This is a genomic window from Stenotrophomonas sp. ASS1 (assembly GCF_004346925.1).
GTDB lineage: Bacteria > Pseudomonadota > Gammaproteobacteria > Xanthomonadales > Xanthomonadaceae > Stenotrophomonas > Stenotrophomonas maltophilia_A.
Genome location: NZ_CP031167.1, coordinates 245,517 through 267,116, shown reverse-complemented (window position 1 = coordinate 267,116; position 21,600 = coordinate 245,517). Strand labels below are relative to the sequence as shown.

Genomic DNA, 21,600 nt, shown 5'->3' with positions numbered 1-21,600 from the left:
ACCCTGCTCTGGTCTGCTACCCCGTGTTGACGGCCGATGCAGTACCAAGAGGGCTGCCCGGCCGCGCCGCCCCAAGGCCGGGCGCCGTTTTCCCTGCGCACGGACGCGCCGCATCGAGGATTCCCACCCAGATGAGCACCACGTCCCAACCTGCCGTACCCGCGAACGACCGCGCTGCCCTGCGCAGGTCGATCTCCAACACCCTCAAAGGCTCCGCCGGCAACCTGGTGGAGTGGTACGACGTCTACGTGTACTCGGTGTTCGCCGTGTACTTCGAATCGCAGTTCTTCTCGCCCGATGACAAGAACTCCACGATGTACGTGTGGGCGATCTTCGCGGCGACCTTCCTGATGCGCCCGATCGGCGCCTGGTTCTTCGGCCGCTTCGCCGACCGCCATGGCCGCCGCCTGGCGCTGACCGTCTCGGTCACGCTGATGGCGCTGTGTTCGTTCCTGATCGCCATCACCCCCACCGCCGCCAGCATCGGAATCTGGGCCGCGGTCATCCTGCTGTTCGCACGCCTGCTGCAGGGCTTCGCCACCGGTGGCGAGTATGGCGCCAGCGCCACCTACATGTCAGAGGCCGCCATTCCCGGCCGTCGCGGCTTCCTGTCCTCCTTCCACTACGTCACCCTGGTCGGCGGCCATGTGCTGGCCCAGCTGACCCTGCTGCTGATGCTGACCTTCTGGGGCAAGCCGGAGATCTCCGAGTGGGGCTGGCGCATCGCCTTCGGCATCGGTGGCATCGCCGCAGTGGTGGTGTTCTGGCTGCGACGCGGCATGGACGAATCGCTGTCGGAGTCGTCGATCGAAGCTGCGCGCGAGGGCAAGGCGCAGAAATCCGGCTCCATGTACGAGCTGTTCGTGCACCAGTGGCGGCCGCTGCTGCTGTGCTTCCTGATCACCGCCGGTGGCACCGTGGCCTTCTACACCTACTCGGTGAACGGCCCGAAAATGATCCAGAGCGCATTCGCGGGCAACGACCCGATGACCGGCACCCTGATCAACCTGGGGGTGCTGGCGTTCCTGATGGTGCTGCAGCCGGTCGGCGGCTGGCTGTCGGACATCATCGGCCGCAAGACCCTGCTGGTGTTCTTCGGTGTCGGCGGCGTGCTGTACAGCTGGTACCTGATCACCCAGCTGCCGCACCAGCACGACGCCACGCTGGCGTTCCTGACCCTGGCACTGGCCTTCGTCATCCTCACCGGCTACACCTCGATCAATGCCGTGGTAAAGGCCGAGCTGTTCCCCACCCACGTGCGTGCGCTGGGCGTAGGCCTGGGTTACGCGCTGGCCAACTCGCTGTTCGGCGGCACCGCCCCGCTGCTGTACCAGGGCGCGCTGAAGACAGGCCACGTCGACTGGTTCGCCATCTACGTGACCGCAACGATCGCGGTATCGTTGGTGGTCTATGTGTTCTTCCTCACCAACAAGGGCCCGAACTGGCTCGACGGCACCCGCAAGTAAGCACGTTGCCGTGATCGCGGCCACCGGTGCACTGCCGGTGGCCGCTGCATCTCCCGCCACGCCACTGATGTGGATCGCGGCGGCGCTGGCCGCAGCCACGGCACTGGCCTGGCTGCTGCGCCGCCCCAACGCACAAGCCGCATGGCCACGCACCGGCTTCGGGGTCGCCCTGCTGGTGTTCTGCGCCGCGCTGGCGCTGCAGCTGGCGTTGGACCTGGGCAGCGGCCACAGCTCGCTGCAGCTGCGCCTGCATCGCGGCATCAATGCAGGGTCGCCGGTTGGACTGCGCACGATGGTGGCGTGCTATCTGGCAGCGCTCGCCGCCAGTGGCTGGGGTGCGTGGAAGCTGCTGCGCCGGCGCTGACGAATACCCGGGCGTGCCGGCCGCTGGCCGGCAACGCCACCTCTTTCGGTAGTGCCGGCCGCTGGCCGGCAACCTCATGAACCTCCGGAAAGAGCAGGGAGTTGCCGGCCAGCGGCCGGCACTACCTCAACGGCGGGCCGCTTCGCTCTTGTCGCGCGCGCCGCGGAACTCCGATTCCTTCTCCCACGTCGGCCAGCGGCGGCTGTTGGCCAGCTCGGCACCCAGGTCGTAGACCAGCAGCGTGTCAGCCGCGTGGCCGCTCGGATCCCAGCTCGGGGTCCAGGCATCGCAGGCCTGGTGGTAGCAGTCGGCGAAGTACTTCTCGCGCAGCGCGCGGCCGGCTTCAACACCGCCGTCCAGCTTGTCCAGGCCCGGGCCGATGGTGATCGCCGGCACGCCCAGGCGGGCAAAGGCGAAGTGGTCGGCGCGATAGAAGAAGCCGGCCTCCAGGTTCGGGTCCGGGCTGTAGCTGCGACCGCGGGCCTTGGCCACGCGTTCCAGATCGCCTTCCAGCGACACCCGGCCCTTGCCCCACGAAGCGATGTCGCGGGTCGCGCCATCCGGGCTGAACATCTCGATGTTCAGCACTGCAGCGGTCTTGTCCAGCGGCGCCAGCGGATGCGCGGCGTAGTAGCTGGCGCCCAGCAGGCCCTTCTCTTCGGCGGTGAGGGCCACGAAGTACAGCGTGCGCTGCGGCTGCGGGCCGGCGGCGAACACGCGGCCCAGTTCCAGCACCGAGGCCACGCCGGTGGCGTTGTCGATCGCACCACGGCGGATGCGGTCCCCCTTGGCGTCGGCTTGGCCGATACCGAACGCATCCCAGTGCGCGGAGAAGATCACGGCCTCGTCGGCGTGTTCACCACCGGGCAGCTTGGCCACCACGTTGCGGGTCACCACCTGCTCGCGCTTGAGCGCGAAATCCACGCTCAGCTTCGCGTTGTCCAGTGCCACCGGGCGGAAGTCGGCACGCATCGCCTTGCGCTTCTCGGCATCGAAGTCGAGGCCGGCGTCGGCGAAGATCGCCTCGGCAAGTTCGCGCTGCATCCAGCCACGCAGCGGCGTGTGCTGCGCCATCGCCTCGGCCTGGCCGCGTTCGATGTCGAACAGCGGCGAGGTGCCCGAGCTCTTCACCGTGGCCCAGCCATAGGCGGCCGGCGCGGTTTCGTGCACGATCAGCACGCCTTCCGCACCACGGCGCGCGGCTTCCTCGAACTTGTAGGTCCAGCGTCCGTAATAGGTCACCGCCTTGCCATCGAACGCGCCCGGTGCATCGGCCTCGAAATCGGCGTCGTTGATCAGCACCACGGCGATCTTGCCGTGCAGGTCCACGTCCTTGTAGTCGTTCCAGCGGCGTTCCGGTGCGTCGATGCCATAGCCGACGAACACCAGTGGCGCGTCCTTGATCTGCACGTGCTTGCGCGGCTGCAGGCTCTGCAGGGTCACGTCCACGCCGTTGGCCAGCGCGCGCTTGCCCTGCTTCAGCGACAGGCTGGCCTTGGCCGGCCCGTCCAGCTGCGCGCGCACCAGCGGCACCGGCTGCACCCAGCTGCCATCCACGCCACCCGGCTGCAGGCCGTAGCTGCGGAACTGCTCGATCAGGTACTGCACCGTGCGCTCTTCGCCCTCGGTGGCCGGCGCGCGGCCCTCGAATTCATCCGATGCCAGCACACGCACGTGCCGCGACAGAGCCTGCGGATCGATGCCGCCACCCGGGAGGTCGTTGGCCGCATGGGCCAGGCCACCGACAAACAGGCAGGACGACAGCAGCAACACGCGCATCGGATTCACGGCAGTACCACGGCTAGCTTGGAAGTCACCAGAGTGTAACGTGGTCGTGACATCACGGCGCAGCCTGGGCCCACGTCATCCACGCATGGCGTGGGTCTACCTGCTGATGCGGTCCAGCCAGCAGGCCAGGCCCTGCGCGTTGAGTTCGATGTCCATCGCCAGAACAGCGATCACCGCTGCATCGTCCAGCGCACAGCCATGCAGCTGTGCACGTTCCAGGTACAGCGCCTGCAGCGCGGCCAGCAGGCAGCGGTGGCGGTCCGGCCGGCCATCGCACTGGCGGCCGATGGTGGCCATCGCATCGATCTGTTCGAACAGGTCGTTGGCCAGTTTCTGCACCTGTTCCACACGTCCGTAGTGGGTCAGGTACATCGCCTGCGGCGCGTAATCGAGCATGCGCCGGATCGAGGCCTTCATCGCCTCCGGATCGAACTGCACCGGCGATGAGGTGGGGAAGATGAAAGCACCCCGCGCACTGTCCAGCTCGCGGTAGGAGATGCCGAACGTATCGCCGGTGAACCAGCTGCGGCTGCGCGCATCCCACACGCAGTAGTGGTGCAGCGCGTGACCCGGGGTGTGCAGCAGCACCAGCTCGCGGCCGGCCAGGTCGATACGGTGGCCGTCCTCGGCCACCACCACACGATGTTCGGGAATGGCCTTGATACGACCATAGCTGCGCGCGATTTCCTCGGCACCGTACACCGCCGTGGCACCGGCAATCAGCCGGGTCGGGTCGATCATGTGCGGCGCACCGCGCGGGTGCAGCACTGCCTTTGCGTTGGGCAGCTGCTGCATCAGCAGGCCGGCGCCGCCGGCGTGGTCCAGGTGCACGTGCGTGAGCAGCAGCCAGTCCACCGCGTCAACGGCCAGACCCGCGTTGGCCAGCGCCTGCAGCATCGCCGGCACCGACAGGCCGGTGCCACAGTCGACGAACGCGGCGCGGTCGTTTTCAACGATCAGATAGGCCGCGTCGAAGTCGGGACGCTGGAAGCCGGTATCGATGGTGTGGATGCTGGGGTCGGCGATCATCGGCACGCACCTGGCAGGATCGGGAACAGACCCCCATGGTAGGCGCGCAGGCGGCCCGGGTTCGATGCGGCTTTGGTCGGGTAGTGCCGGCCAGCGGCCGGCACTACCGATCAGCCGGAGCGCAATGCGAACCGCGGCCGCAGCAACAGGGCCAACACCAGCACCGCCAGGAACGCGCCGTAGGCGTACAGCACCGCCAGCACCTGCGGCCAGATCGGGCCGGCGCCCGGCTGCACCACGCCAATGCGGTAGCCCCACAGCATCGACACGATGCTCAGCGCGAATGCGAGCACCAGGGTGGTGCTGTCGAACAGGCGCCGCCGCGCGGTACGCGGCTGGCGCGGGAACAGCCAGTACAGGCTGCCCAGCAGCAGGAACCAGGGCAGGAACAGCAGCAGCGACAACCAGGCCATCGCAGACTCCATGTCATCGCGCCGGAGGCGCGCGGACATCATGCCATGGGTCAATGCCGTGGTAGTGCCGGCCGCTGGCCGGCATTTCCGGGAGCCTGGGGAACGTGCAGTTGCCGGCCAGCGGCCGGCACTACCCCTTACGCTTCGCGCAGCACGGCCAGGGCAGCCAGCACGGCGTCCACCTCGGCGTCCAGCTTGAACAGCTCGCTCTGCAGCTGGTCGCCCTGCTCGGCCTGCTTGATCACCGCGATCAGCTGGCCCGCATCGCGCGGCGAATCGAAGCCTTCGCTCTGGATCAGCAGCGTGCCGTCACCAGCGGTCAGCTTGAAGTAGAAGCGGCCATCCTTTTCGCGGTACTGCTTGAACAGCGGCGGTGCCACGCGGGCCACGCCGGCATCCTCGCTGGCGATATCGCCCGCGCTGGACAGATCACGCAGGCCGACCGCATGGCGCAGCTCGTCCAGCAGCGGTGCCGCCAGCTGCTCGCGCAGATGCTGGCCACGGCGCTTGAGCAGCGCCTCGATCTTCTCCGGCTCGGCCATCAGCGCGTTGTAGCGCTCGCGCAGCGGCGAGAGCTCACTGTCGATGCGCTCGAACAGCTGCTGCTTGGCATCGCCCCAGCTGATGCCGGCGGCGAACGCCTTGGCGAATTCCGCGGTCTGTTCCGGGGTGGCGAACGCCTGGTACATCTGGAACAGCGCCGAGCCCTCGGTGTCCTTCGGCTCGCCCGGTGCGCGCGAGTCGGTCAGGATCGAGAACACCAGCTTCTTCAGCTCTTCGCGCGGCACGAACAGCGGAATGGTGTTGTGGTAGCTCTTGCTCATCTTGCGGCCATCCAGGCCCGCCAGCGTCGCCACCTGCTCGTCGATCACCACGTCCGGCAGCGGGAAGTACTCCTTGCCGTACACATGGTTGAAGCGCTGGGCGAAATCGCGCGCCATCTCGATGTGCTGGATCTGGTCACGGCCCACCGGTACCTGGTTGGCCTTGAAGATCAGGATGTCGGCGGCCATCAGCACCGGGTACATGAACAGGCCGGCGCTGACGCCTGCGTCCTCGTCCACGCCTTCCTCGCGGTTCTTGTCCACCGCCGCCTTGTAGGCATGCGCGCGGTTGAGGATGCCCTTGCTGGCGATGGCGGTCAGGAACCACATCAGCTCGGTGGTCTCGCGGATGTCGCTCTGGCGGTAGAACCACACGTGTTCCGGGTCCAGCCCGCAGGCCAGCCAGCTGGCTGCGATCTCCAGGGTCGCGCGCTGGGTGCGCTGCGGGTCCTGGGACTTGATCAGGCTGTGCAGGTCGGCCAGGAAGAAGAAGCTCTCGATCCCCGGCGCGCGGCTGGCCGCGATGGCCGGACGGATGGCGCCAACGTAGTTGCCCAGGTGGGGCGTGCCGGAGGGGGTGATGCCGGTAAGGACTCGGGTCGTCATGACTGCGTGGGGTAACCTTCGATGAACGGGGCCAGTTTACCTTGCACGCCACCAACCCCGTCAGGGCCTGCGGCGCGTTCATTCACGCAACCCCGCTGGAGACGCCCGATGAAACGCCTGCTGCCCCTGCTGCTGATCCTGCCCCTGGCCGGCTTCCGCCCGGCCCCGATGCCGCCGCCGGTGTACGAGGGCGGCCCCGTGCGCATGGCCCTGGTCGACCGCGACCGCGGCACCGAACTGCGCAGCTACCCCGCCGAGGGCCAGCGCTGGGTGGCCGGCGAGCGCGGCCACCGCTACGCCGTGCGCCTGTACAACGACAGCCCGCGCCGGGTGCTGGTGGTGCTGTCGGTGGACGGCGTCAACGCCATCTCCGGCGAAGATGCCGATCCCTCGCAGACCGGCTACGTGCTCAACCCCGGCCAGCGCGCCGACATCACCGGCTGGCGCAAGAGCCAGGACGAAGTGGCGCAGTTCGTGTTCAGCAGCCCCAGCGGCAGTTATGCCAGCCGCACCGGCCGCCCGGACAACATCGGCGTGGTGGGCGTAGCGGTGTTCGAGGAAGCGCGCCGCTGGCGTCCGGATCCGATCCTGCGCCGTGGCCTGCCGCTGCCAGCCCCGGCGGCGGAAGCGTCGGCCGATGCCAGCGCCAGCAGCAGCCGCATCGAGGGCTATGCCAGCAAGTCGCAGGCGCCAGCGCTGGGCACCGGCCACGGTGCACGCGAGCAGTCTTCGGTGCGCGATACCGACTTCGAACGCGCCAGCCGCAGCCCCGCACAGGTACTGCAGCTGCGTTACGACAGCGCCCGCAACCTGCGCGCACGCGGCATCCTGGTGGATTCGCCGTCGCGCCTGCCGCGCGAACCACAGGCCTTCCCCAACCGCTACGTGCCGGACCCGCCGGCGCGCTGATCGTCCCGCCCAGACAACACAACGCCCGCAACCTCTCGGTGCGGGCGTTGTGCCGTGGGGGAAACCGAAGTGCTTACTTGTAGTCCGGGTAGTCCTTGCTCACGGCGTCCTGGAACTCACGCACTTCCTTCTCCGCGCGGTCCTTGGCCCAGCCATAACGTTCCTGCAGGCGACCGGCCAGATACTCGGCATTGCCTTCGGCCACATCGAAGTCGTCGTTGGTCAGATCGCCCCACTTGGCCTGGGCCTTGCCCTTCAGCTGCGACCACTTGCCGGAAATGATGTCTTTGTTCATTGCTGGGAGTCCTTGGTTGCAACGGCGTTCTTACCGTGGCTCCAGCTTCGCGCAGCGGCTGTTGAATACCGGTCAACCGGCAATGAAATAGATGCTCACCTGCTTGAATGGTTCACTCCGCATCGACAGCACGCAGCGAAAAGCACGCGCAAAAAAAGGCCGGGGAAATCCCCGGCCTTTTCTCTTTCCGTTCCGTGCAGGGCTCAACGGCCCTTCGCGGTGTCCTCGACCTTCTCGCCCGCCTTCTGCACGTCCTTGCCGGCACCGGCAATGGTGTTGCAGCCGGCCAGCAGGGCCACCGAGAACATCGACAACAGCATCAGGGCAACTACGCGCTTCATGGGCTTCTCCTTGGGTTTGCCGCTACACCGCTTCATTCGCGGATGGGATTCTTTCGCTCGGCGGGAGAAGGCCAATGCCCACCACCGCCGCGTGAAGTGCAATCTGGCGGCAGTGGCGTGGAGCGGGCGTGAACGGATCACAGATCCGTTCAGGCGGCGCCGTCAGTCACGCATCAGGGTGGACTTGCCGAACAGGCTTTCGACCAGGTCCACGGCCAGTTCGGCGGTGGCATTCTGCTTGTCCAGCAAGGGGTTGAGCTCGACGATGTCCAGCGAACCCATGCGCCCGGTGTCGGCGATCATCTCCATCACCAGCTGCGCCTCGCGGTAGTTCACCCCGCCCGGCACAGTGGTGCCCACGCCCGGCGCGATGCTGGGGTCGAGGAAGTCCACATCGAAGCTGACATGCAGATGGGTGTTCTCGTCGATGCCTGCCAGCGCTGCTTCTACGGTGCGCTTCATGCCGTTCTCGTCGATGTAGCGCATGTCATAGACATCCACCTTGTGGGTCTTGATCAGGCGCTTCTCGTCCGGGTCCACCGAACGGATGCCGATCTGGTGCATCTGCGCCGGGGTGATCGCCGGCACGGTGCCGCCGAGGCGGGTCAACGCATCCGGGCCGAGGCCGCACAGGCAGGCCACCGGCATGCCGTGGATGTTGCCCGACGGGGTCACGTCGCTGGTGTTGAAATCCGAATGGGCATCCAGCCACAGCACGCGCAGGGTCTTGCCCTGCTCGCGGCACCAGCGCGCCACGGCGGTGATCGAACCGATGCCCAGGCAGTGGTCGCCGCCGAGCATGATCGGCATGCGGCCAGCCTGCAGTTCGGCATAGCTGGCTTCCATCAGCGCATGGTTCCACGCCACCACTTCATCCAGGTGGCGGTAGCCTTCCACCGGCGCGGTCCACGGGTTGCGCGGGCCATCCAGGTTGCCCAGGTCACGCACGTCCACGCCGCGCGCCTCCAGCGCCTCCGGCAGGCCCGCCACGCGCAGCGCTTCCGGGCCAAGCCGGGCACCACGATGGCCCGCACCCACGTCGGTGGGAACGCCAATCAGGGATACGGAGATGGGATGGGCCATGGGTGCCTCCTGCGGGGGAAAAAGAAGCACAGTCTAGCCAGAGGGATGTGACACCACTCGCGGCGGTGCAGCAGGACATTGGCATGGCATGATGCCGCGCGGACCCAGCCGCCCCTCATGGAAGATTGCGATGTCGCCCTTCATCAATACCGCCTGGCCGCGCTTTTTCATCGTGGCACTGCCCATCGCCCTTTTTGCGGTTCTGTTGAACAGCACGGTTGATGCGACGCCGAACGGTTGGTTGATCCAGATGGCGCTCCTGCTGGTGCCGTTCTCGACCCTGGTATTCCTCGGGTTGGGTTGGCAGCGTCTGCGCAAGGCACACGCTGAATATCCAATCCTGAAGAGCGAACTGCACCGTATGCTGGCGGCGTTGATCGGCAACGTAAAAGTGGCCGCGCTGTGGTTCGGGCTGACCTTGGTCGGAACGTTCGCCCTGATGCTGGCGTGGGTTTTGCTGCGGAAGACGTGCGGCTGACGCGCGGCGGGTCGCGCTCAGAGAATCGCCGATGACCACGCTTCGGTGCGGAACAGGCGCTTCTTCAGCACATCGATACGCCACTGCCCTGCCACGCGCTTGAGCACGAACAGGCGTTCGTAACGTAGCGCGCGGGATTTCTGTGCATGGTCACGTACCAGCACTTCGGCCTTGGAGGCCGTCGGCTGACCGACGGCGGCCAACAGATCCTCCGGCACGTGCACCGGCGGATTGCCCACCGACATGCCCGTGGAATACACCCGCTTCCGGTCGGTACACCAGGCCGCGAGGATGTCCGCGCGCTCCTGTTGGAATGCTGCACTACCGAGCAGGTCTCCACCGGCCTTGGCATCACGGTAACCACGCGTTTCCCATGCATGGCAAGCCAGCATATAGCCACGCACCACGGCTGCCGGTTCCCCTTCTGCGGCCGGTTCAGGCCACGCAAGCGGCGGCGCCTCCTCCAACACTGGTGGCATCTGTGCGCCCGCTGCCTGCATGCACTGCACCACAGCCGCATGCCCACGCGCCTCGGCCAGCGACAGCGCATTGCGTCCTTCGAAATCCACGCGTGCAACATCAGCACCGCCAGCCAGCAACAGCTCGACCATCGGCAGATGACCGCCCTGCGCCGCCACCATCAGCGGTGTGCGATGCAGTTCCGGCGAGGCCACGTCCAGCGAGGCGCCGCGCGCGATCAGCAGGCGTCCGATGTCTGCGTCGTTGCGCTCGGTCGCCCATCCCAGTGCGGTAAAGCCCACCGCCGTGCAGGCATGCTCGATGTTGGCGCCGCGGTCCAGCAGCCGCGCCACCGCGTAAGCCTTTCCGGCGATCACCGCCGACAACAACGGCGTGCGACCGGTACCCTTGTGCTGCCACTCGATGTCCGCGCCGGCATCCAGCAGTGCGTCGATGCGGTCGAGATCCTGCTTCTCAGCTGCTTTGGCCAGAAGATGGGACATGGAGGTGCCACCAGACGGGTGTATGGGGGGCCACCATACGGCCGCAGGCGCGACGAACTCAACCGCCGCGGCGGCGAACCGGCGTCAAGCTCTGCACCTGGCCGTTGTTGCGCATCATGCACAGGAAGCGGCCATCGGGATAATCGATGATCAGTTCCTGGTAATCGCTGCCCACCGGTAGCTGGGTCACCAGCGTGCCCTGCGCACCCTTGCGCATGTTGCAGGAACCCAGCGCGGTATCGCCAGCCGGCGCGCTGTTGGCCGCCTTGGACACATTGCGGAACACCGCGCGGCACCCGCCATTGACCCACACCGAATGCCGCGACAGGCCCCAGTTCTGGCCTTGTTCGCAACGGGTGTGGCTGAGCTGGCGCACGATTTCCACGTTGCCACGGGTATCCATGTCGCACGACACCTGGCGCTGGTCGGTGGACTCGCAGGTGACTTCGCGCGGTAGTGCCGTGTCGTTGTCGTCATCGTGGCGACGGTGGTCGCGATGTTCAGACGATGCGGGCGTTCCGCTGACAATGACCTGGCAGATGCCATTGGCGCCGTCTCGGCCGGTGTAGCTGATCTGCGGCGTGCCTTCATCGTTGCGGCTGATCGACAGGGTGATGCCGCTGTTGGCATCGCGTGCTTCGAAGTAGCGGTCGTTGAAGCGCTTTAGCGTGGCCTCGCGGCCCTGCACGTAGACCGGTCCGCCATCGTCGGCGTGCACATCGATGCCGCCTGGGCAGCTGGCGTTGAAGAACGGTACCGCCGCCATGGCCGGCGCCATGAAGGCGGTGGACAACAGTGCGACGGTGAGCGGCAGGGCATGGCGACGCATGTGCTTATCCCGAAAGGGCCCAGGGGGGGGGCTTGTGGCGGCAGTATGCGGTAGGGCGCTGCGGGCTGTCCGTGAGGAATATCAAGATTCGCGTGGCGCGCGTGGGGATTCATGTCTGATAGGGTGTTCTTGGAGCTTTGCCGGGACGGTTAAGCCAGCTTTACTTCCTGGGCCATGAAGGGTTGTGCGACAGCAAGACGCACCAGGATTCGTCGTTGGCTGCAGCTCGGCGCGATATGTCGCTTCTGGCATTGCAATGCCCGAAACGGGCCAAACGCGATAATTCATTTTTCCTTTCAGATCACCCGATGCCATCGAAACAAACGACTGGCAGGCGGTGATTTCACGTGCGCATGATGAATCGCCACCTGCAAAGGTGGTCGGGTCTTCCAAGCCCGCGTAATCGATGCTGTATACGCTTGCCAGCCGGCGCCGTCTTCCCAAGGGCGGCGCCGGCCGGCAATCCGTTCGCCGATCGACGGCGGGCGGTGCGTGGGGGCCTCGTGCCCGCCGTTTCGTTGATTCCGGTCTTGGAAGCCACGCATCGCCCGCCACCCCCTGCCGGTGGCGCCTCTGTTCCGCACGAGGATGCCCGCATGTCCAAGACCCATCACCCGTACCTGACAGCCACCCTGGGCGAGGCCGCCCTGCGCCTGCCGCCCGAACTGGCGCAGCCGTTGGAAGCCGCTTTTGCCGCTGCGAACGAGGCACCCGCGCCGATCAATCTTCCCGGCTGCCTGCAGCGCATCCGCGCCGGTGATGCCGCCGACGGACAGCCGTGGCAAGGGCCGGCCAGCACACCCGGCCAGGCCGTGGCCGCCGCTCGCCGGGATCGCGCCGCGGTGGGCCTGGTGTCGCTGCTGGAGCTGTATCACGCCGCCGAGCGTGTGCGCGTGGACGGGGAAGAGAAAGACGACATCGGCGATGGCTCGCGCGAAGGGCTGATGCTGGCCTGCCGGGGGCTGGCGGAGTATGTGGCGTTGCAGGCGCGTAGCTGAGGCTGCGGCGGTCGCAGTGTGTGTGCGGCGTTGATCGAAGGATCTGCCCACGTCATACAGTGAGCTGACTCACCGGGTTGGGACGAGAAAAACCGGCGAAAGGCGGTTTCTCTATTTTCGTTCCACCGCCTTTGCGACCGGCGCCGCGCCGACGCATCATGATCGGCGCCTGTGCTTATGCTGCGCTGGCATGCAATCGCACACCCAGGGCCCGGGTCACCTTCAGGATGGTCGCGAAATCCGGGCTGCGCTCGCCCGACAGTGCGCGATACAGACTCTCGCGCGACAAGCCCGCCGCACGCGCAACCTTGCTCATGCCCTGAGCGCGCGCGATGTCGCCGAGCGCCTTGGCAATGAACGCGGAATCGCCATCGCTTTCCTCGATGCAGGCATCGAGATAGGCCGCCATCTCCTCCGGTGTCCGAAGGTGCTCGGCCACATCAAATGATTTGAGTTCGACTTTTCTCTTGATGGCCATGATGGGACAGCTCCAGTACTTCGGTATTGAGTCGTTTCACCTACAGCAAGTTCGATGCTCACAGGGCACGCGCAATCTCCTTGGCCTTCTCGATATCGCGCTGCTGCGAACCCTTGTCGCCTCCAACCAGGAGAATCACCAACTGCCTGCCGCGCTGGGTGTAGTAAACGCGGTAACCCGGCCCTGCATCGATACGCAATTCAGAAACGCCATCCGCCAGATAGCGGTGATCATCGGGATGGCCTTCAGCGAGCCGACCGATACGGGCCAGGATGCGAGCGCGTGCGGTTACGCCCTTGAGAGCGTCAATCCATGTCGCGAACTGACGGGTACGCTGGATCTTCATGGAGGACTGTAGCCTACTGGCTACAGCCTTTCAACTATCGGATTGCGCGCATGGAGATGTGCTCGGCCTTCCGTTTGACGTTCCCTACCTCGCAGCTGACGCCGCGTTTTTCAAACTGGAAAGTGGAACCGAGTGCGTTTTCAGTAGCTCATTTTTCACGGGAACCCGATCCGTCCTCACAAAACGCTGTGCTAGATTCAAGAGCGTGACGTTGGCGCGAGAGACGCTTTCATGGATGCATGGGTCGAGAAATTCGCTTCTTCATCAAAACGTGGACTTCGGCGCCACCTCTGGATAGCAGTGCGTCGTCGCCTCGCGATCGCTATTCCGGCGCTTGTGCTGGCAGCATGTTCGAGTGCCGCGCCGCCGACCCCATCAGATCATCTGAATCAAAGACAGTCCGTCGAATCAGGGAGTGAAACTGGTATGGAGCGATTCAAGAACGACATCGAGCGTTTGACCAAGGTGCGTTTTGATGATGTCGACGCATTGAATGAACAGCTCCACACACACCTGGGAGAACCGACTCGACAAGGCTTGAGGGACGAGCGGACCGCAGAACGCGGCATGCTGGGCGGACTTGAGATCCAGAACATCACGCTGAGAAGTCCTGCCGACGATCCTACGCACGCGACCTTGGTCTTTGAGGTCGCCCCACCGAGCATCGCGCTCGGGGAAATCATCTGGGAGGAATCCGCCATGTATCCACCCCATCCGGATGCGCCTGATTCCCGCCCTTACTGGTCTGCTCAGGTGAACAGTGCCAAGGTTGTACTCGGGCTCTCCCTTGACCACAAGACGCTGACCTACGTATCGATCAGTCAGCGCTGATCCCTGTCATTGCGAAGGAGCCGCACCATGGAGCGTGCTGAAGAATTTGCACTGTCACAGCCGCAGGAGAGTGGCCGACCAGGGGCCACACATCGTCCGGTTTCGCCTTTGGTTGATCCTTCGCTGGTACCGCTTCTGACCAAATCCCCAACACTTCGAGCGGGTCTTGCACAGGCTGATCACGACAACCTGGGTGTCGAATGGGGGCCAGCCGGTGGCGGCACCTATCTTGTTCCCGGTGTGAAGATCGTCATTGACGAGAACGCCATCGGGCAAGGCTCCAGAATCGCACGTTCTCTTTCTCATGAAGTTGGGCATCATCTCTTCACTGAGCAACCAGATCGGGCGTCTAAGCAGTCCTTTGTGAACACCTCGCTACGAGGAGAAGCAGCTGCCACGCTCAGCAATGTCCAGGTCCAGCGTGAAATCACCGCAGCCGGAGGACCGAACATTGGCGTGTCGGGCACAGGCGATCGCCCCCAGCAGTATGGAGCCATTGCCGCGAAACTCGAGGCAGGGCAGATCAACCGTAACCAAGCACTAAGTCAGATCGCTGAGGTGTTCAAGACGGAGGCTCCTTCTGTTGGTCCTCATGCGACATACGAGCTTTACTATGGCGCGCACTATGATCAGCACATAGCACCCACGCAGCGTCGACGTAGGCCCGAGCCAGAATTTGACGCCGAGCGCACTTCGGCTGCGGAAAGAGACGCCGTGGTCGCCGACGACTCACTCCCAGTGCAGCGAACAGCTTCCTCAGTAGCTGAACTCGGCAACGCTGACCGCTTTCTCTACATGCAGATAAGAGCGGGTGTGGAACGCCTGGACGCCGAGAGCGGGAAGCAGTGGGATGAGTCGAGCCAGCGCATGTCCGCGAGTCTGTTGGTACTCGCGAAGGAGCAAGGGCTTGCAAGAGTTGACCACGTTGTATTGAACAACCCGACAGAGTCCCTTGCACGTGGCGAGAAAGTATTCATCGTCGAGGGAGCGATGGACGATCCTGCCCAACGCCGTGGAACCATGAATACGATGGACGCGCTTCGCGTGCCTGAAGCAGAGTCCCTGCATCGCGCTGAAGCGTTGGCCGCAAATCTTGAACAGCAGCCGGCGCAGCAGGTTCATGCGCAGGACGGGCCATCGTTCTCAAGGTAAGGCTGTCGAGAAAACAGCTCTGCCGCCCTTCGAACCACCGGGCAGGTACCTGGAGCAGCGCAAAGAGACGCTGAATCATGGAGATGGTGCCGCTTATCCGAATCGAACGGATGACCTACTGTTTACAAGACAGTTGCTCTACCAACTGAGCTAAAGCGGCATGGGTGGTGCACCGGCGGCAGCGCCGCGGTCCGGGGATTCTAGCGCAACCGCGTGCATTCCAGCGAACGGCTCTGTGCCGCCCCGCTACGCAGCTGGGCCTGGGCCGGCTGCGTGCCCACCGCCAGCTGCCCTTCCAGCCACCATTGGCCGGCATCGCCGCTGGCGACCAGGCGCGGCTGGAAGCCGGCGGCCTGCACCGCCGCCATGCGCCGCTCGGCGCCTTCGCGGTTGCGGTACTGGCCCAGCGCCACGGCGTTGATGTCCTCGCCCTGGCTGATGATGTAGTAGTCGCTCAGGCCGGCGGCGACGATGCGCTTCACGGTGGCCTGCGCTTCGTCGCGGTTGGCGGCGGCCGGCAGCATCACCCGGTAACGGGCACTGCCACTGGCAGCGGGCTGTTCGCGCAGGCGCACCTGGCTGATCAGCGTGCCGGCCTTGCCCTGCGCGCTGCTCGCAGCGGCGCGGTCGGCGAACGGGCCCAGTGCGACGCAGCGCGGCGGCTCGGCGGCCGCGGGCGGGGTTGCGGGTTTTTCCGGTGACGGTACGGGTGCAGGCGGCGCTACCGGCTTGGCGGCAGCAGCAACCGCCGCAGCGTCAGCCGTCGGCGGCTTGGGAATGTCCGGCTTGGCCGGCAAGGCCGGCGCGGGCGCCACAGCCACAGCCGTCTTCGCCGCCGGTTCGCGCTCCACCAGCGGTGCGGTCGGGGCAGCGGCAGTCGCTTCGGCTGCGGCATTGGCATCCAAACCACCGGGCACCCAGCGCAGCTCGGCCACACCGGCCGGTTGCGGCGGCGGCGCGGGCGGTTGCGGTGCATCGCGCAGCAGCCACCAGCAGGCGACGCCAAGATTGAGGATGGCCAGTACGACGATCAGGGCACGGGTCAGCATGCGCGGATACTAGCCTGCGGGCTGGTGCACCGCCCAGCGGGCGAGGCCATCCAGCACCAGCGATGGGTGGTAGTCGGCGCCGGGCAGCAGCGGCATCAGCGCCGGTGCGCCGCCACCATGCACCAGCAGCGACGGTGCCACGCCCAGCAGCGTGTGCGCCTGCTGTGCGCTGCGTTCGATCAGCGCCACGGCCGCGCCGTCGCAGCCAGAGGCCAGCGCGTCGGCGGTGTCGTTGGCGAACTCGCTGTAGTCGCCGCCGGTCGCCGGCAGCTGCACGGCACGCGCGTGCAGTGCTTCGCGCATGGTGGTGGGCGATGCGGAAATGCGCCCGCCGTGGTGCTGGCCATCGGCGTCGAGCAGGTCAATCGTCAAGGCGGTGCCCACGCCAACCACCAGCACCGGGCGCTGCGCCTTGGCGGCGGCCAGCAGGGCCAGGAAGCGGTCGACGCCGAACTTTTCCGGCTTGGCATAGGCAATGCGCACGCCGGCACATTCGGCGCTGGTGCGCACCACATGCACGTGTTCGAAGCGGCGCTGCAGCTGGTCCAGCATGGCGCTGGTCAGCGACGGTGCGGCCACGCTGGCCACGAACGCGGTGGTGCCGCTGGGCAGGCTGTGCGGCGGCTGCCCGGCCATGCCTTCGGCGCCGTGCGCCCAGGCCTGTACGTCGCCGGCGCGGTCACCCTGCAACGGCGCGAACTTGAAGCGCGAGTTGCCCAAGTCGAACAACCAATCGCTCATGCCGCCCTCACGCTGACTTCGCCGGCGTGCAGCAGGCGTTCCTGGCCATCGATGCGCACGCGCAGCGCGCCGTCGTCAGCCAAGCCAAGTGCGGTCCCGTGCTGCCACTGCCCGTCCAGTTCCACGCGCACTTCGCGGCCAGCCAGCATGTCGAACGCGGCGTAGCGCGGCAGGAACGGAGCGAGGCCTTCGCGATCGAATTCTTCCAGCGCCGGCAGCAGGCGCGTCAGCACGGCAGCAACGACCATGTTGCGGTCCACCGGCTTGCCGGCCAGCGTGTCCAGGTCCACCCACGGCTGGGTGATCTGCTCGGCGAACGACGGTGGCATATGCGTGTTGATGCCGATGCCGATCACCGCGCGCGCCGGGCCGGCGTACTCGCCACCGCCTTCTGCGAGCAGGCCGACCAGCTTGCGCTTGCCGTCGACGATCAGGTCATTCGGCCACTTCAGCTGGGCCTGGGTGTAGCCCAGATCGTGCAGCGCTTCGGCCACGGCGATACCGGCCACCAGGCTCAGCCCGGCCAGGCGGCCGAGGCCACCGGAGTACAGGCGCAGCACCGACAGGTAGATATGCGCGGCCAGCGGCGAGGCCCAAGCACGGCCGCGACGGCCACGGCCGCCGGTCTGGCGTTCGGCCAGCAGAACGCTCACCCCGCGCTGGGGCGCGCTGCAACGCAGCAATTCGGCGTTGGTCGAGTCCACCGTCCAGGCCACCTGCAGCTCGTGCAGCAGGGTCTGGACGTCGGCAGGCAAGCCGGCGCGGATCGCGTCCGGGTCCAGCAGGTCGACCGGACGGGTCAGGCCATAGCCTTCGCCAGCACGGCCCTCGATGTCCACACCGGCGGCCCTAAGTCCTTGAATACGCTTCCAAATGGCCGCCCGGGTCTGACCCAGCTCACGGGCCAGGGCGTCGCCGGACAGGCGACCGGCAGCGAGTTTGGCCAGCAATTGGCGATCGTCCACGGCAGCTTCCACGAAGTCAGGAAGGAATTATGCGGGAAAGCCGCCAGCGACGCCCGCCACGCTGGGTTTCGCGGGGGCTTCCAACGGGGCGCCGGGTTCGGGCTAGAATCGGGAACTCACCCTCCCTTAACGTGGATGTCGTCAATGCGCCGTTATGCCCATTGCCTGATCCTGCTGCTGATGCCCTTCGCGGCGTCTGCGACAGCAGCGCTGGACGACAGCCGTGGGGCCTGCGTGTCCTCCAATGGCGATGCCGCCTCGCAGCGCGCGCCCACCGCCAGCGCATCGGCCGCCAGTACCAAGGCGGCGCCGGTACGCCCGGCAGCCAGCACCACCACCGGTGGCGGTGGCAGCGACGACGACATGCTGCCGCGCATCCGCGCGCCGAAGTGGCACAGCTACCTGCCGGGAATGTTCCGCTGATCAAGTCGTTGCTGCAGTGGCTGCGGCCTGCGCCGCGGCCGATCGACGATGCACTTTGGGATGACGCCTTCCGCCGCGCGGCCTGGCTGCACGGACTGGACGACGAACGCCGCACGCGCCTGCGTGTGCTGACCACGCGCTTCCTGCATGAGAAGACCATTACCCCAATTGGTGAGCTGCAGCTGCAGGCCGGCGATGGCGTGCTGCTGGCCGCGCTGTGCTGCCTGCCGCTGCTGGAATTCGGCGAGGTGGGACTGGAAGGCTGGTCGCAGCTGATCATCTACCCCGACGCATTCCGCGTGCACCGCAGCCACATGGATGCGGCCGGGGTGCTGCATGAGTGGGATGACGAACTGATTGGCGAATCGTGGGACAGCGGTCCGTTGATCCTGTCCTGGGCCGATGTGCAGGCCGACCTGGCGGCGCCGCACGAGGGCTACTGCGTGGCGGTGCACGAAATGGTGCACAAGCTGGATGCACTGGACGGTGCGATGGACGGCACGCCGCCGCTGCCGCGCGCATGGCAGCGCGAGTGGGCGGCCACGTTCCAGCGCGCCTACGACGCCTTCTGTGCCCAGGTCGATGCGGGCGAAGAATCGCTGATCGATCCGTATGCGGCCGAGGCACCGGAAGAATTCTTCGCGGTGACCAGCGAGTACCACTTCTCCGCGCCGGATCTGCTGCAGCAGGCGTTGCCGGACGTCGCTGCGCAACTGCGGCGGTTCTATGGCGAGCCGCCGGCGATCGAAACACGTTAGTGCCGGCCGCTGGCCGGCACCTTGGCAATGCCACCGAAGTTCATGAGGTTGCCGGCCAGCGGCCGGCACTACCGGAACACCACGCGCTGTTGCGCCAGGCGATGCCCGGCGGACGGGAACGCGCAGCTGCGGCGGTTCTATGGCGAGCCGCCGGCGATCGAAATACGGTAGTGCCGGCCGCTGGCCGGCACCTTGGCAATGCCACCGAAGATCATGAGGTTGCCGGCCAGCGGCCGGCACTACCGGAACGCCACGCGCTGTTGCGCCAAGCGATGCCCCGCGGACGGGAACGCGCGAGTTACGGCCCCGGCGGCAGGCGCACTTCGAAACGGGCGCCGCCCAGTTCCTCGGAGCGGCCCACAGCCAGTTCACCGCGATAATCCTTGATCAGGTCCTGCACGATCGACAGGCCGATACCGTGGCCCTGCACGCGCTCGTCGCCACGCACGCCACGCTGCAGCACCTTGCCGATGTCGTCCGGGGCGATGCCGGGGCCATCGTCGTCCACCGCAAGCAGCAGGCCCGCGCGGCGCGCGTTCGGTGCCGGCAGCGGCTGCGCGGTCAGCAGCACGCGGCGGTTGGCCCACTTGAAGGCGTTTTCCAGCAGGTTGCCGAGCAGTTCCTGCAGGTCGCCCGGTTCGCCGTGGAAGCGCGCGGCCGGGTCGATATCGAATTCGCACAGCACGCCCTTGGAGGCGTAGACCTTCTCCAGGCCACGCACGATTTCCTCGGCGTTGGATTCGATCGGCAGCGGCGCGGAGAACAGCTTGTGGCCCGACGACGCAGCACGTGCCAGCTGGTAGGAGACCAGGTTGTTCATGCGCTGCAGCTGCACGTCCAGCTCCTCGCGCAGCGCGCCATCGCCCGCGCCACTGTCCATCTGCGTGCGCAGCACTGCGATCGGTGTCTTCAGGCTGTGCGCCAGGTCGGCCAGGGTATTGCGCTGACGCTCGAGGTTCTCGCGCTCGCTTTCAATGAAGGCGTTGATGCTGTCGGTCAGCGGTTCCAGCTCGCGCGGGTGGCGCTCGCTCATGCGCTCGGTTTCGCCGCGCTGCACCTTGGTCAGCTCGGTAATCACGCGACGCAGGGGCCGCAGGCTCCACTGCAGAATGACGGTCTGCAGCAGCAGCAGGATCAGGCCGATGCCACCGAGGTAGAACCAGACCCGGCTGCGGAACACCCGCAGCTGTGCACCCAGCGCGCGCGAGTCTTCCATCACGTAGATGGTGTACGGGAATTCGGTGGCGGGGTCGGCGTCGGCATCCCACACCAGGCCCAGGCCATAGCGGTACACCGAGCCTTGGCTGCCGTCGATCTGGATCATCGGCAACGGGCCTTCGAACACTTCCTGGCGAGGTGCCAGCAGGCCGCCGCCGACGGTGGGCAGCATCGGGCCTTCGGCAGACATCGAATTGCCCTTGCCGTGCGGCATCACCACCTGCAGGTACAGGCCGCTGCCCGGCACGTCGAAGCGCGAATCCGGTGGCTGCTCGCGGATGTACAGCGAGCGGTCGCGGGTGAAGTCGATGCCGGCCGCATAGGCGGTGGCGTAGTTCTTCAGGCGCTCACGCAGGTTCGCCTTCGCCGTATCGGCGAAGGCGGCGTCGAGCGCGTAACCGGCCAGCGCCAGGAACGCGACCAGACCCACGGACGCGGCGAACATCTGGCGCGCCTGCAGTGAGCGCGGCCGCCAGCGTCGGAAGAACCACAGACGGCCGGACATCGTGTTATCGCCAGGGTGAGCCGGCTCAGCCCTCGTTGCGCGGGATCGCGAAACGGTAGCCGCGACCGCGCACGGTCTCGATCGGCTTCAGTTCGCCATCCGGGTCCAGCTTCTTGCGCAGGCGGCCGATGAAGACCTCCAGCACGTTCGAGTCGCGGTCGAAGTCCTGCTGGTAGATGTGCTCGGTGAGATCGGCCTTCGAGACCAGTTCACCGGCATGCATCATCAGGTACTCCAGCACCTTGTACTCGTAGCTGGTCAGGTCGACATTGCTGCCGGCCACGCTGACGGTCTGGGCGGCGAGATCCAGCGCAACCGGGCCGCATTCCAGCGTCGGCTTGCTCCAGCCAGCGGCGCGGCGCAGCAGCGCGTTGACGCGGGCCAGCAGTTCTTCGACGTGGAACGGCTTGACCAGGTAATCGTCGGCGCCCTGCTTCAGGCCCTCGACCTTGTCCTGCCAGCTCGAACGCGCGGTCAGGATCAGCACCGGGAACTTCTTGCCTTCGTCACGCAGGGCCTTGATCAGCTCCATGCCCGACATCTTGGGCAGGCCGAGGTCGATGATGCCGACATCGAACGGGACTTCGCGCCCCATGTAGAGGCCTTCCTCGCCGTCCTGCGCAGCATCGACGGCAAAGCCTTCGCGCTTGAGCCGGGCTGCCAGGGTCTCACGCAGCGGGGCTTCGTCTTCGACCAGAAGGATACGCATGAACTCTCCCTAGTGTCCTGGGTATGGCCCGGAGGCCTGT

25 protein-coding genes and 1 tRNA gene are annotated in these 21,600 nt (G+C 66.3%); 9 read left to right on the top strand and 17 right to left on the bottom strand.

The window, feature by feature from the left end:
* Positions 1 to 131: 131 nt before the first annotated feature.
* Together MG068_RS01225 and MG068_RS01220 are read left to right on the top strand one after the other, a co-directional pair.
* Positions 132 to 1,466, top strand: a complete 1,335-nt coding sequence (locus MG068_RS01225; protein WP_043035190.1) for an MFS transporter — start codon at positions 132 to 134, stop codon at positions 1,464 to 1,466.
* Positions 1,467 to 1,533: 67 nt separating this feature from the next.
* Positions 1,534 to 1,830 (top strand): hypothetical protein, encoded by a 297-nt coding sequence (locus tag MG068_RS01220; RefSeq protein ID WP_132811094.1) that lies wholly within the window; start codon positions 1,534 to 1,536, stop codon positions 1,828 to 1,830.
* A gap of 126 nt (positions 1,831 to 1,956) precedes the next feature.
* Here the strand turns inward: MG068_RS01220 and MG068_RS01215 are convergent, their stop codons facing one another.
* The 4 genes from MG068_RS01215 to MG068_RS01200 form a co-directional block, all read right to left on the bottom strand.
* On the bottom strand, positions 1,957 to 3,609 hold the full coding sequence (locus MG068_RS01215; RefSeq protein WP_132811093.1) for a M28 family metallopeptidase: 1,653 nt from the start codon (positions 3,607 to 3,609) through the stop codon (positions 1,957 to 1,959).
* A 105-nt stretch (positions 3,610 to 3,714) separates the two neighbouring features.
* Positions 3,715 to 4,647, bottom strand: coding sequence for an MBL fold metallo-hydrolase (locus MG068_RS01210; RefSeq protein WP_132808866.1), 933 nt, complete (start codon positions 4,645 to 4,647; stop codon positions 3,715 to 3,717).
* A gap of 110 nt (positions 4,648 to 4,757) precedes the next feature.
* Positions 4,758 to 5,060 (bottom strand): hypothetical protein, encoded by a 303-nt coding sequence (locus MG068_RS01205; protein ID WP_065724234.1) that lies wholly within the window; start codon positions 5,058 to 5,060, stop codon positions 4,758 to 4,760.
* Positions 5,061 to 5,197: 137 nt separating this feature from the next.
* Entirely contained in the window at positions 5,198 to 6,490 is a 1,293-nt protein-coding gene (locus MG068_RS01200; RefSeq protein ID WP_132808864.1) for a tryptophan--tRNA ligase, read from the bottom strand.
* A gap of 108 nt (positions 6,491 to 6,598) precedes the next feature.
* Here MG068_RS01200 and MG068_RS01195 point away from each other — a divergent pair, with 108 nt between their 5' ends.
* Entirely contained in the window at positions 6,599 to 7,399 is an 801-nt protein-coding gene (locus tag MG068_RS01195) for a hypothetical protein (protein ID WP_132808863.1), read from the top strand.
* A gap of 73 nt (positions 7,400 to 7,472) precedes the next feature.
* Here the strand turns inward: MG068_RS01195 and MG068_RS01190 are convergent, their stop codons facing one another.
* The 3 genes from MG068_RS01190 to rocF all read right to left on the bottom strand — a co-directional run bounded on the left by MG068_RS01190 (position 7,473) and on the right by rocF (position 9,118).
* Positions 7,473 to 7,694, bottom strand: coding sequence for a CsbD family protein (locus MG068_RS01190; RefSeq protein WP_004153772.1), 222 nt, complete (start codon positions 7,692 to 7,694; stop codon positions 7,473 to 7,475).
* A 203-nt stretch (positions 7,695 to 7,897) separates the two neighbouring features.
* Positions 7,898 to 8,035, bottom strand: a complete 138-nt coding sequence (locus MG068_RS01185; protein WP_008266021.1) for an entericidin A/B family lipoprotein — start codon at positions 8,033 to 8,035, stop codon at positions 7,898 to 7,900.
* A 162-nt stretch (positions 8,036 to 8,197) separates the two neighbouring features.
* Positions 8,198 to 9,118, bottom strand: coding sequence for an arginase (rocF, locus tag MG068_RS01180; protein WP_094001609.1), 921 nt, complete (start codon positions 9,116 to 9,118; stop codon positions 8,198 to 8,200).
* Between the two features lie 130 nt (positions 9,119 to 9,248).
* On the opposite strand from rocF, the gene MG068_RS01175 reads away from it, so the two are divergent.
* Positions 9,249 to 9,596: a hypothetical protein gene (locus tag MG068_RS01175; protein WP_132808861.1), complete on the top strand. Its 348-nt coding sequence runs from the start codon at positions 9,249 to 9,251 to the stop codon at positions 9,594 to 9,596.
* A gap of 17 nt (positions 9,597 to 9,613) precedes the next feature.
* Here MG068_RS01175 and MG068_RS01170 read toward each other — a convergent pair whose 3' ends face one another.
* Entirely contained in the window at positions 9,614 to 10,558 is a 945-nt protein-coding gene (locus MG068_RS01170) for an ankyrin repeat domain-containing protein (RefSeq protein ID WP_132808859.1), read from the bottom strand.
* Between the two features lie 58 nt (positions 10,559 to 10,616).
* Positions 10,617 to 11,387, bottom strand: a complete 771-nt coding sequence (locus MG068_RS01165) for a DUF3011 domain-containing protein (protein ID WP_132808857.1) — start codon at positions 11,385 to 11,387, stop codon at positions 10,617 to 10,619.
* Positions 11,388 to 11,983: 596 nt separating this feature from the next.
* Here MG068_RS01165 and MG068_RS01160 point away from each other — a divergent pair.
* A complete protein-coding gene (locus MG068_RS01160) occupies positions 11,984 to 12,385 on the top strand; it encodes a hypothetical protein (RefSeq protein ID WP_132808855.1) in 402 nt (133 codons plus the stop codon).
* Between the two features lie 175 nt (positions 12,386 to 12,560).
* Here MG068_RS01160 and MG068_RS01155 read toward each other — a convergent pair whose 3' ends face one another.
* On the bottom strand, positions 12,561 to 12,863 hold the full coding sequence (locus MG068_RS01155; RefSeq protein ID WP_029380112.1) for an addiction module antidote protein: 303 nt from the start codon (positions 12,861 to 12,863) through the stop codon (positions 12,561 to 12,563).
* A 58-nt stretch (positions 12,864 to 12,921) separates the two neighbouring features.
* Complete coding sequence (locus MG068_RS01150; protein WP_132808853.1) at positions 12,922 to 13,209, bottom strand: type II toxin-antitoxin system RelE/ParE family toxin; 288 nt, start codon at positions 13,207 to 13,209, stop codon at positions 12,922 to 12,924.
* A 231-nt stretch (positions 13,210 to 13,440) separates the two neighbouring features.
* Here MG068_RS01150 and MG068_RS01145 point away from each other — a divergent pair, with 231 nt between their 5' ends.
* Positions 13,441 to 14,040: a hypothetical protein gene (locus MG068_RS01145; RefSeq protein ID WP_132808851.1), complete on the top strand. Its 600-nt coding sequence runs from the start codon at positions 13,441 to 13,443 to the stop codon at positions 14,038 to 14,040.
* 27 nt (positions 14,041 to 14,067) lie between these two features.
* The gene (locus MG068_RS01140; protein ID WP_132808849.1) at positions 14,068 to 15,192 is read left to right on the top strand and encodes an XVIPCD domain-containing protein; all 1,125 of its coding nucleotides are present in this window, start codon (positions 14,068 to 14,070) and stop codon (positions 15,190 to 15,192) included.
* Between the two features lie 84 nt (positions 15,193 to 15,276).
* On the opposite strand, the gene MG068_RS01135 is transcribed toward MG068_RS01140, so the two are convergent.
* The 4 genes from MG068_RS01135 to birA form a co-directional block, all read right to left on the bottom strand.
* Positions 15,277 to 15,352 (bottom strand) — tRNA-Thr (locus tag MG068_RS01135).
* Between the two features lie 40 nt (positions 15,353 to 15,392).
* On the bottom strand, positions 15,393 to 16,241 hold the full coding sequence (locus MG068_RS01130) for an SPOR domain-containing protein (RefSeq protein WP_132808847.1): 849 nt from the start codon (positions 16,239 to 16,241) through the stop codon (positions 15,393 to 15,395).
* A 9-nt stretch (positions 16,242 to 16,250) separates the two neighbouring features.
* On the bottom strand, positions 16,251 to 16,982 hold the full coding sequence (locus MG068_RS01125) for a type III pantothenate kinase (protein WP_005407698.1): 732 nt from the start codon (positions 16,980 to 16,982) through the stop codon (positions 16,251 to 16,253).
* The gene (gene birA, locus MG068_RS01120; RefSeq protein ID WP_132808845.1) at positions 16,979 to 17,947 is read right to left on the bottom strand and encodes a bifunctional biotin--[acetyl-CoA-carboxylase] ligase/biotin operon repressor BirA; all 969 of its coding nucleotides are present in this window, start codon (positions 17,945 to 17,947) and stop codon (positions 16,979 to 16,981) included. Before birA ends, MG068_RS01125 begins: the two co-directional genes overlap by 4 nt.
* Positions 17,948 to 18,091: 144 nt before the next feature.
* Between birA and MG068_RS01115 the strand changes: the two genes are divergently transcribed.
* Both MG068_RS01115 and MG068_RS01110 read left to right on the top strand, forming a co-directional pair.
* Positions 18,092 to 18,370, top strand: a complete 279-nt coding sequence (locus MG068_RS01115) for a hypothetical protein (RefSeq protein ID WP_032128189.1) — start codon at positions 18,092 to 18,094, stop codon at positions 18,368 to 18,370.
* Positions 18,337 to 19,128, top strand: a complete 792-nt coding sequence (locus MG068_RS01110) for a M90 family metallopeptidase (RefSeq protein WP_165929914.1) — start codon at positions 18,337 to 18,339, stop codon at positions 19,126 to 19,128. Before MG068_RS01115 ends, MG068_RS01110 begins: the two co-directional genes overlap by 34 nt.
* Before the next feature lie 298 nt (positions 19,129 to 19,426).
* Here the strand turns inward: MG068_RS01110 and MG068_RS01100 are convergent, their stop codons facing one another.
* Positions 19,427 to 20,851, bottom strand: coding sequence for an ATP-binding protein (locus MG068_RS01100; protein ID WP_071229404.1), 1,425 nt, complete (start codon positions 20,849 to 20,851; stop codon positions 19,427 to 19,429).
* Between the two features lie 25 nt (positions 20,852 to 20,876).
* A complete protein-coding gene (locus tag MG068_RS01095) occupies positions 20,877 to 21,560 on the bottom strand; it encodes a response regulator transcription factor (protein WP_004136763.1) in 684 nt (227 codons plus the stop codon).
* Positions 21,561 to 21,600: the final 40 nt, after the last annotated feature.

Coding starts and splice junctions, on each gene's coding strand:
- MG068_RS01220 (WP_132811094.1), top strand. CDS start 1,534: ATGTGGATCGCGGCGGCGCTGGCCGCAGCCACGGCACTGGCCTGGCTG.
- MG068_RS01160 (WP_132808855.1), top strand. CDS start 11,984: ATGTCCAAGACCCATCACCCGTACCTGACAGCCACCCTGGGCGAGGCC.
- MG068_RS01115 (WP_032128189.1), top strand. CDS start 18,092: ATGCGCCGTTATGCCCATTGCCTGATCCTGCTGCTGATGCCCTTCGCG.
- MG068_RS01130 (WP_132808847.1), bottom strand. CDS start 16,241: ATGCTGACCCGTGCCCTGATCGTCGTACTGGCCATCCTCAATCTTGGC.
- MG068_RS01145 (WP_132808851.1), top strand. CDS start 13,441: ATGGATGCATGGGTCGAGAAATTCGCTTCTTCATCAAAACGTGGACTT.
- MG068_RS01190 (WP_004153772.1), bottom strand. CDS start 7,694: ATGAACAAAGACATCATTTCCGGCAAGTGGTCGCAGCTGAAGGGCAAG.
- MG068_RS01215 (WP_132811093.1), bottom strand. CDS start 3,609: ATGCGCGTGTTGCTGCTGTCGTCCTGCCTGTTTGTCGGTGGCCTGGCC.
- MG068_RS01200 (WP_132808864.1), bottom strand. CDS start 6,490: ATGACGACCCGAGTCCTTACCGGCATCACCCCCTCCGGCACGCCCCAC.
- MG068_RS01205 (WP_065724234.1), bottom strand. CDS start 5,060: ATGGCCTGGTTGTCGCTGCTGCTGTTCCTGCCCTGGTTCCTGCTGCTG.
- MG068_RS01225 (WP_043035190.1), top strand. CDS start 132: ATGAGCACCACGTCCCAACCTGCCGTACCCGCGAACGACCGCGCTGCC.
- MG068_RS01165 (WP_132808857.1), bottom strand. CDS start 11,387: ATGCGTCGCCATGCCCTGCCGCTCACCGTCGCACTGTTGTCCACCGCC.
- MG068_RS01195 (WP_132808863.1), top strand. CDS start 6,599: ATGAAACGCCTGCTGCCCCTGCTGCTGATCCTGCCCCTGGCCGGCTTC.
- MG068_RS01100 (WP_071229404.1), bottom strand. CDS start 20,851: ATGTCCGGCCGTCTGTGGTTCTTCCGACGCTGGCGGCCGCGCTCACTG.
- MG068_RS01140 (WP_132808849.1), top strand. CDS start 14,068: ATGGAGCGTGCTGAAGAATTTGCACTGTCACAGCCGCAGGAGAGTGGC.
- rocF (WP_094001609.1), bottom strand. CDS start 9,118: ATGGCCCATCCCATCTCCGTATCCCTGATTGGCGTTCCCACCGACGTG.
- MG068_RS01185 (WP_008266021.1), bottom strand. CDS start 8,035: ATGAAGCGCGTAGTTGCCCTGATGCTGTTGTCGATGTTCTCGGTGGCC.
- MG068_RS01170 (WP_132808859.1), bottom strand. CDS start 10,558: ATGTCCCATCTTCTGGCCAAAGCAGCTGAGAAGCAGGATCTCGACCGC.
- MG068_RS01095 (WP_004136763.1), bottom strand. CDS start 21,560: ATGCGTATCCTTCTGGTCGAAGACGAAGCCCCGCTGCGTGAGACCCTG.
- MG068_RS01150 (WP_132808853.1), bottom strand. CDS start 13,209: ATGAAGATCCAGCGTACCCGTCAGTTCGCGACATGGATTGACGCTCTC.
- MG068_RS01125 (WP_005407698.1), bottom strand. CDS start 16,982: ATGAGCGATTGGTTGTTCGACTTGGGCAACTCGCGCTTCAAGTTCGCG.
- MG068_RS01175 (WP_132808861.1), top strand. CDS start 9,249: ATGTCGCCCTTCATCAATACCGCCTGGCCGCGCTTTTTCATCGTGGCA.
- MG068_RS01210 (WP_132808866.1), bottom strand. CDS start 4,647: ATGATCGCCGACCCCAGCATCCACACCATCGATACCGGCTTCCAGCGT.
- MG068_RS01155 (WP_029380112.1), bottom strand. CDS start 12,863: ATGGCCATCAAGAGAAAAGTCGAACTCAAATCATTTGATGTGGCCGAG.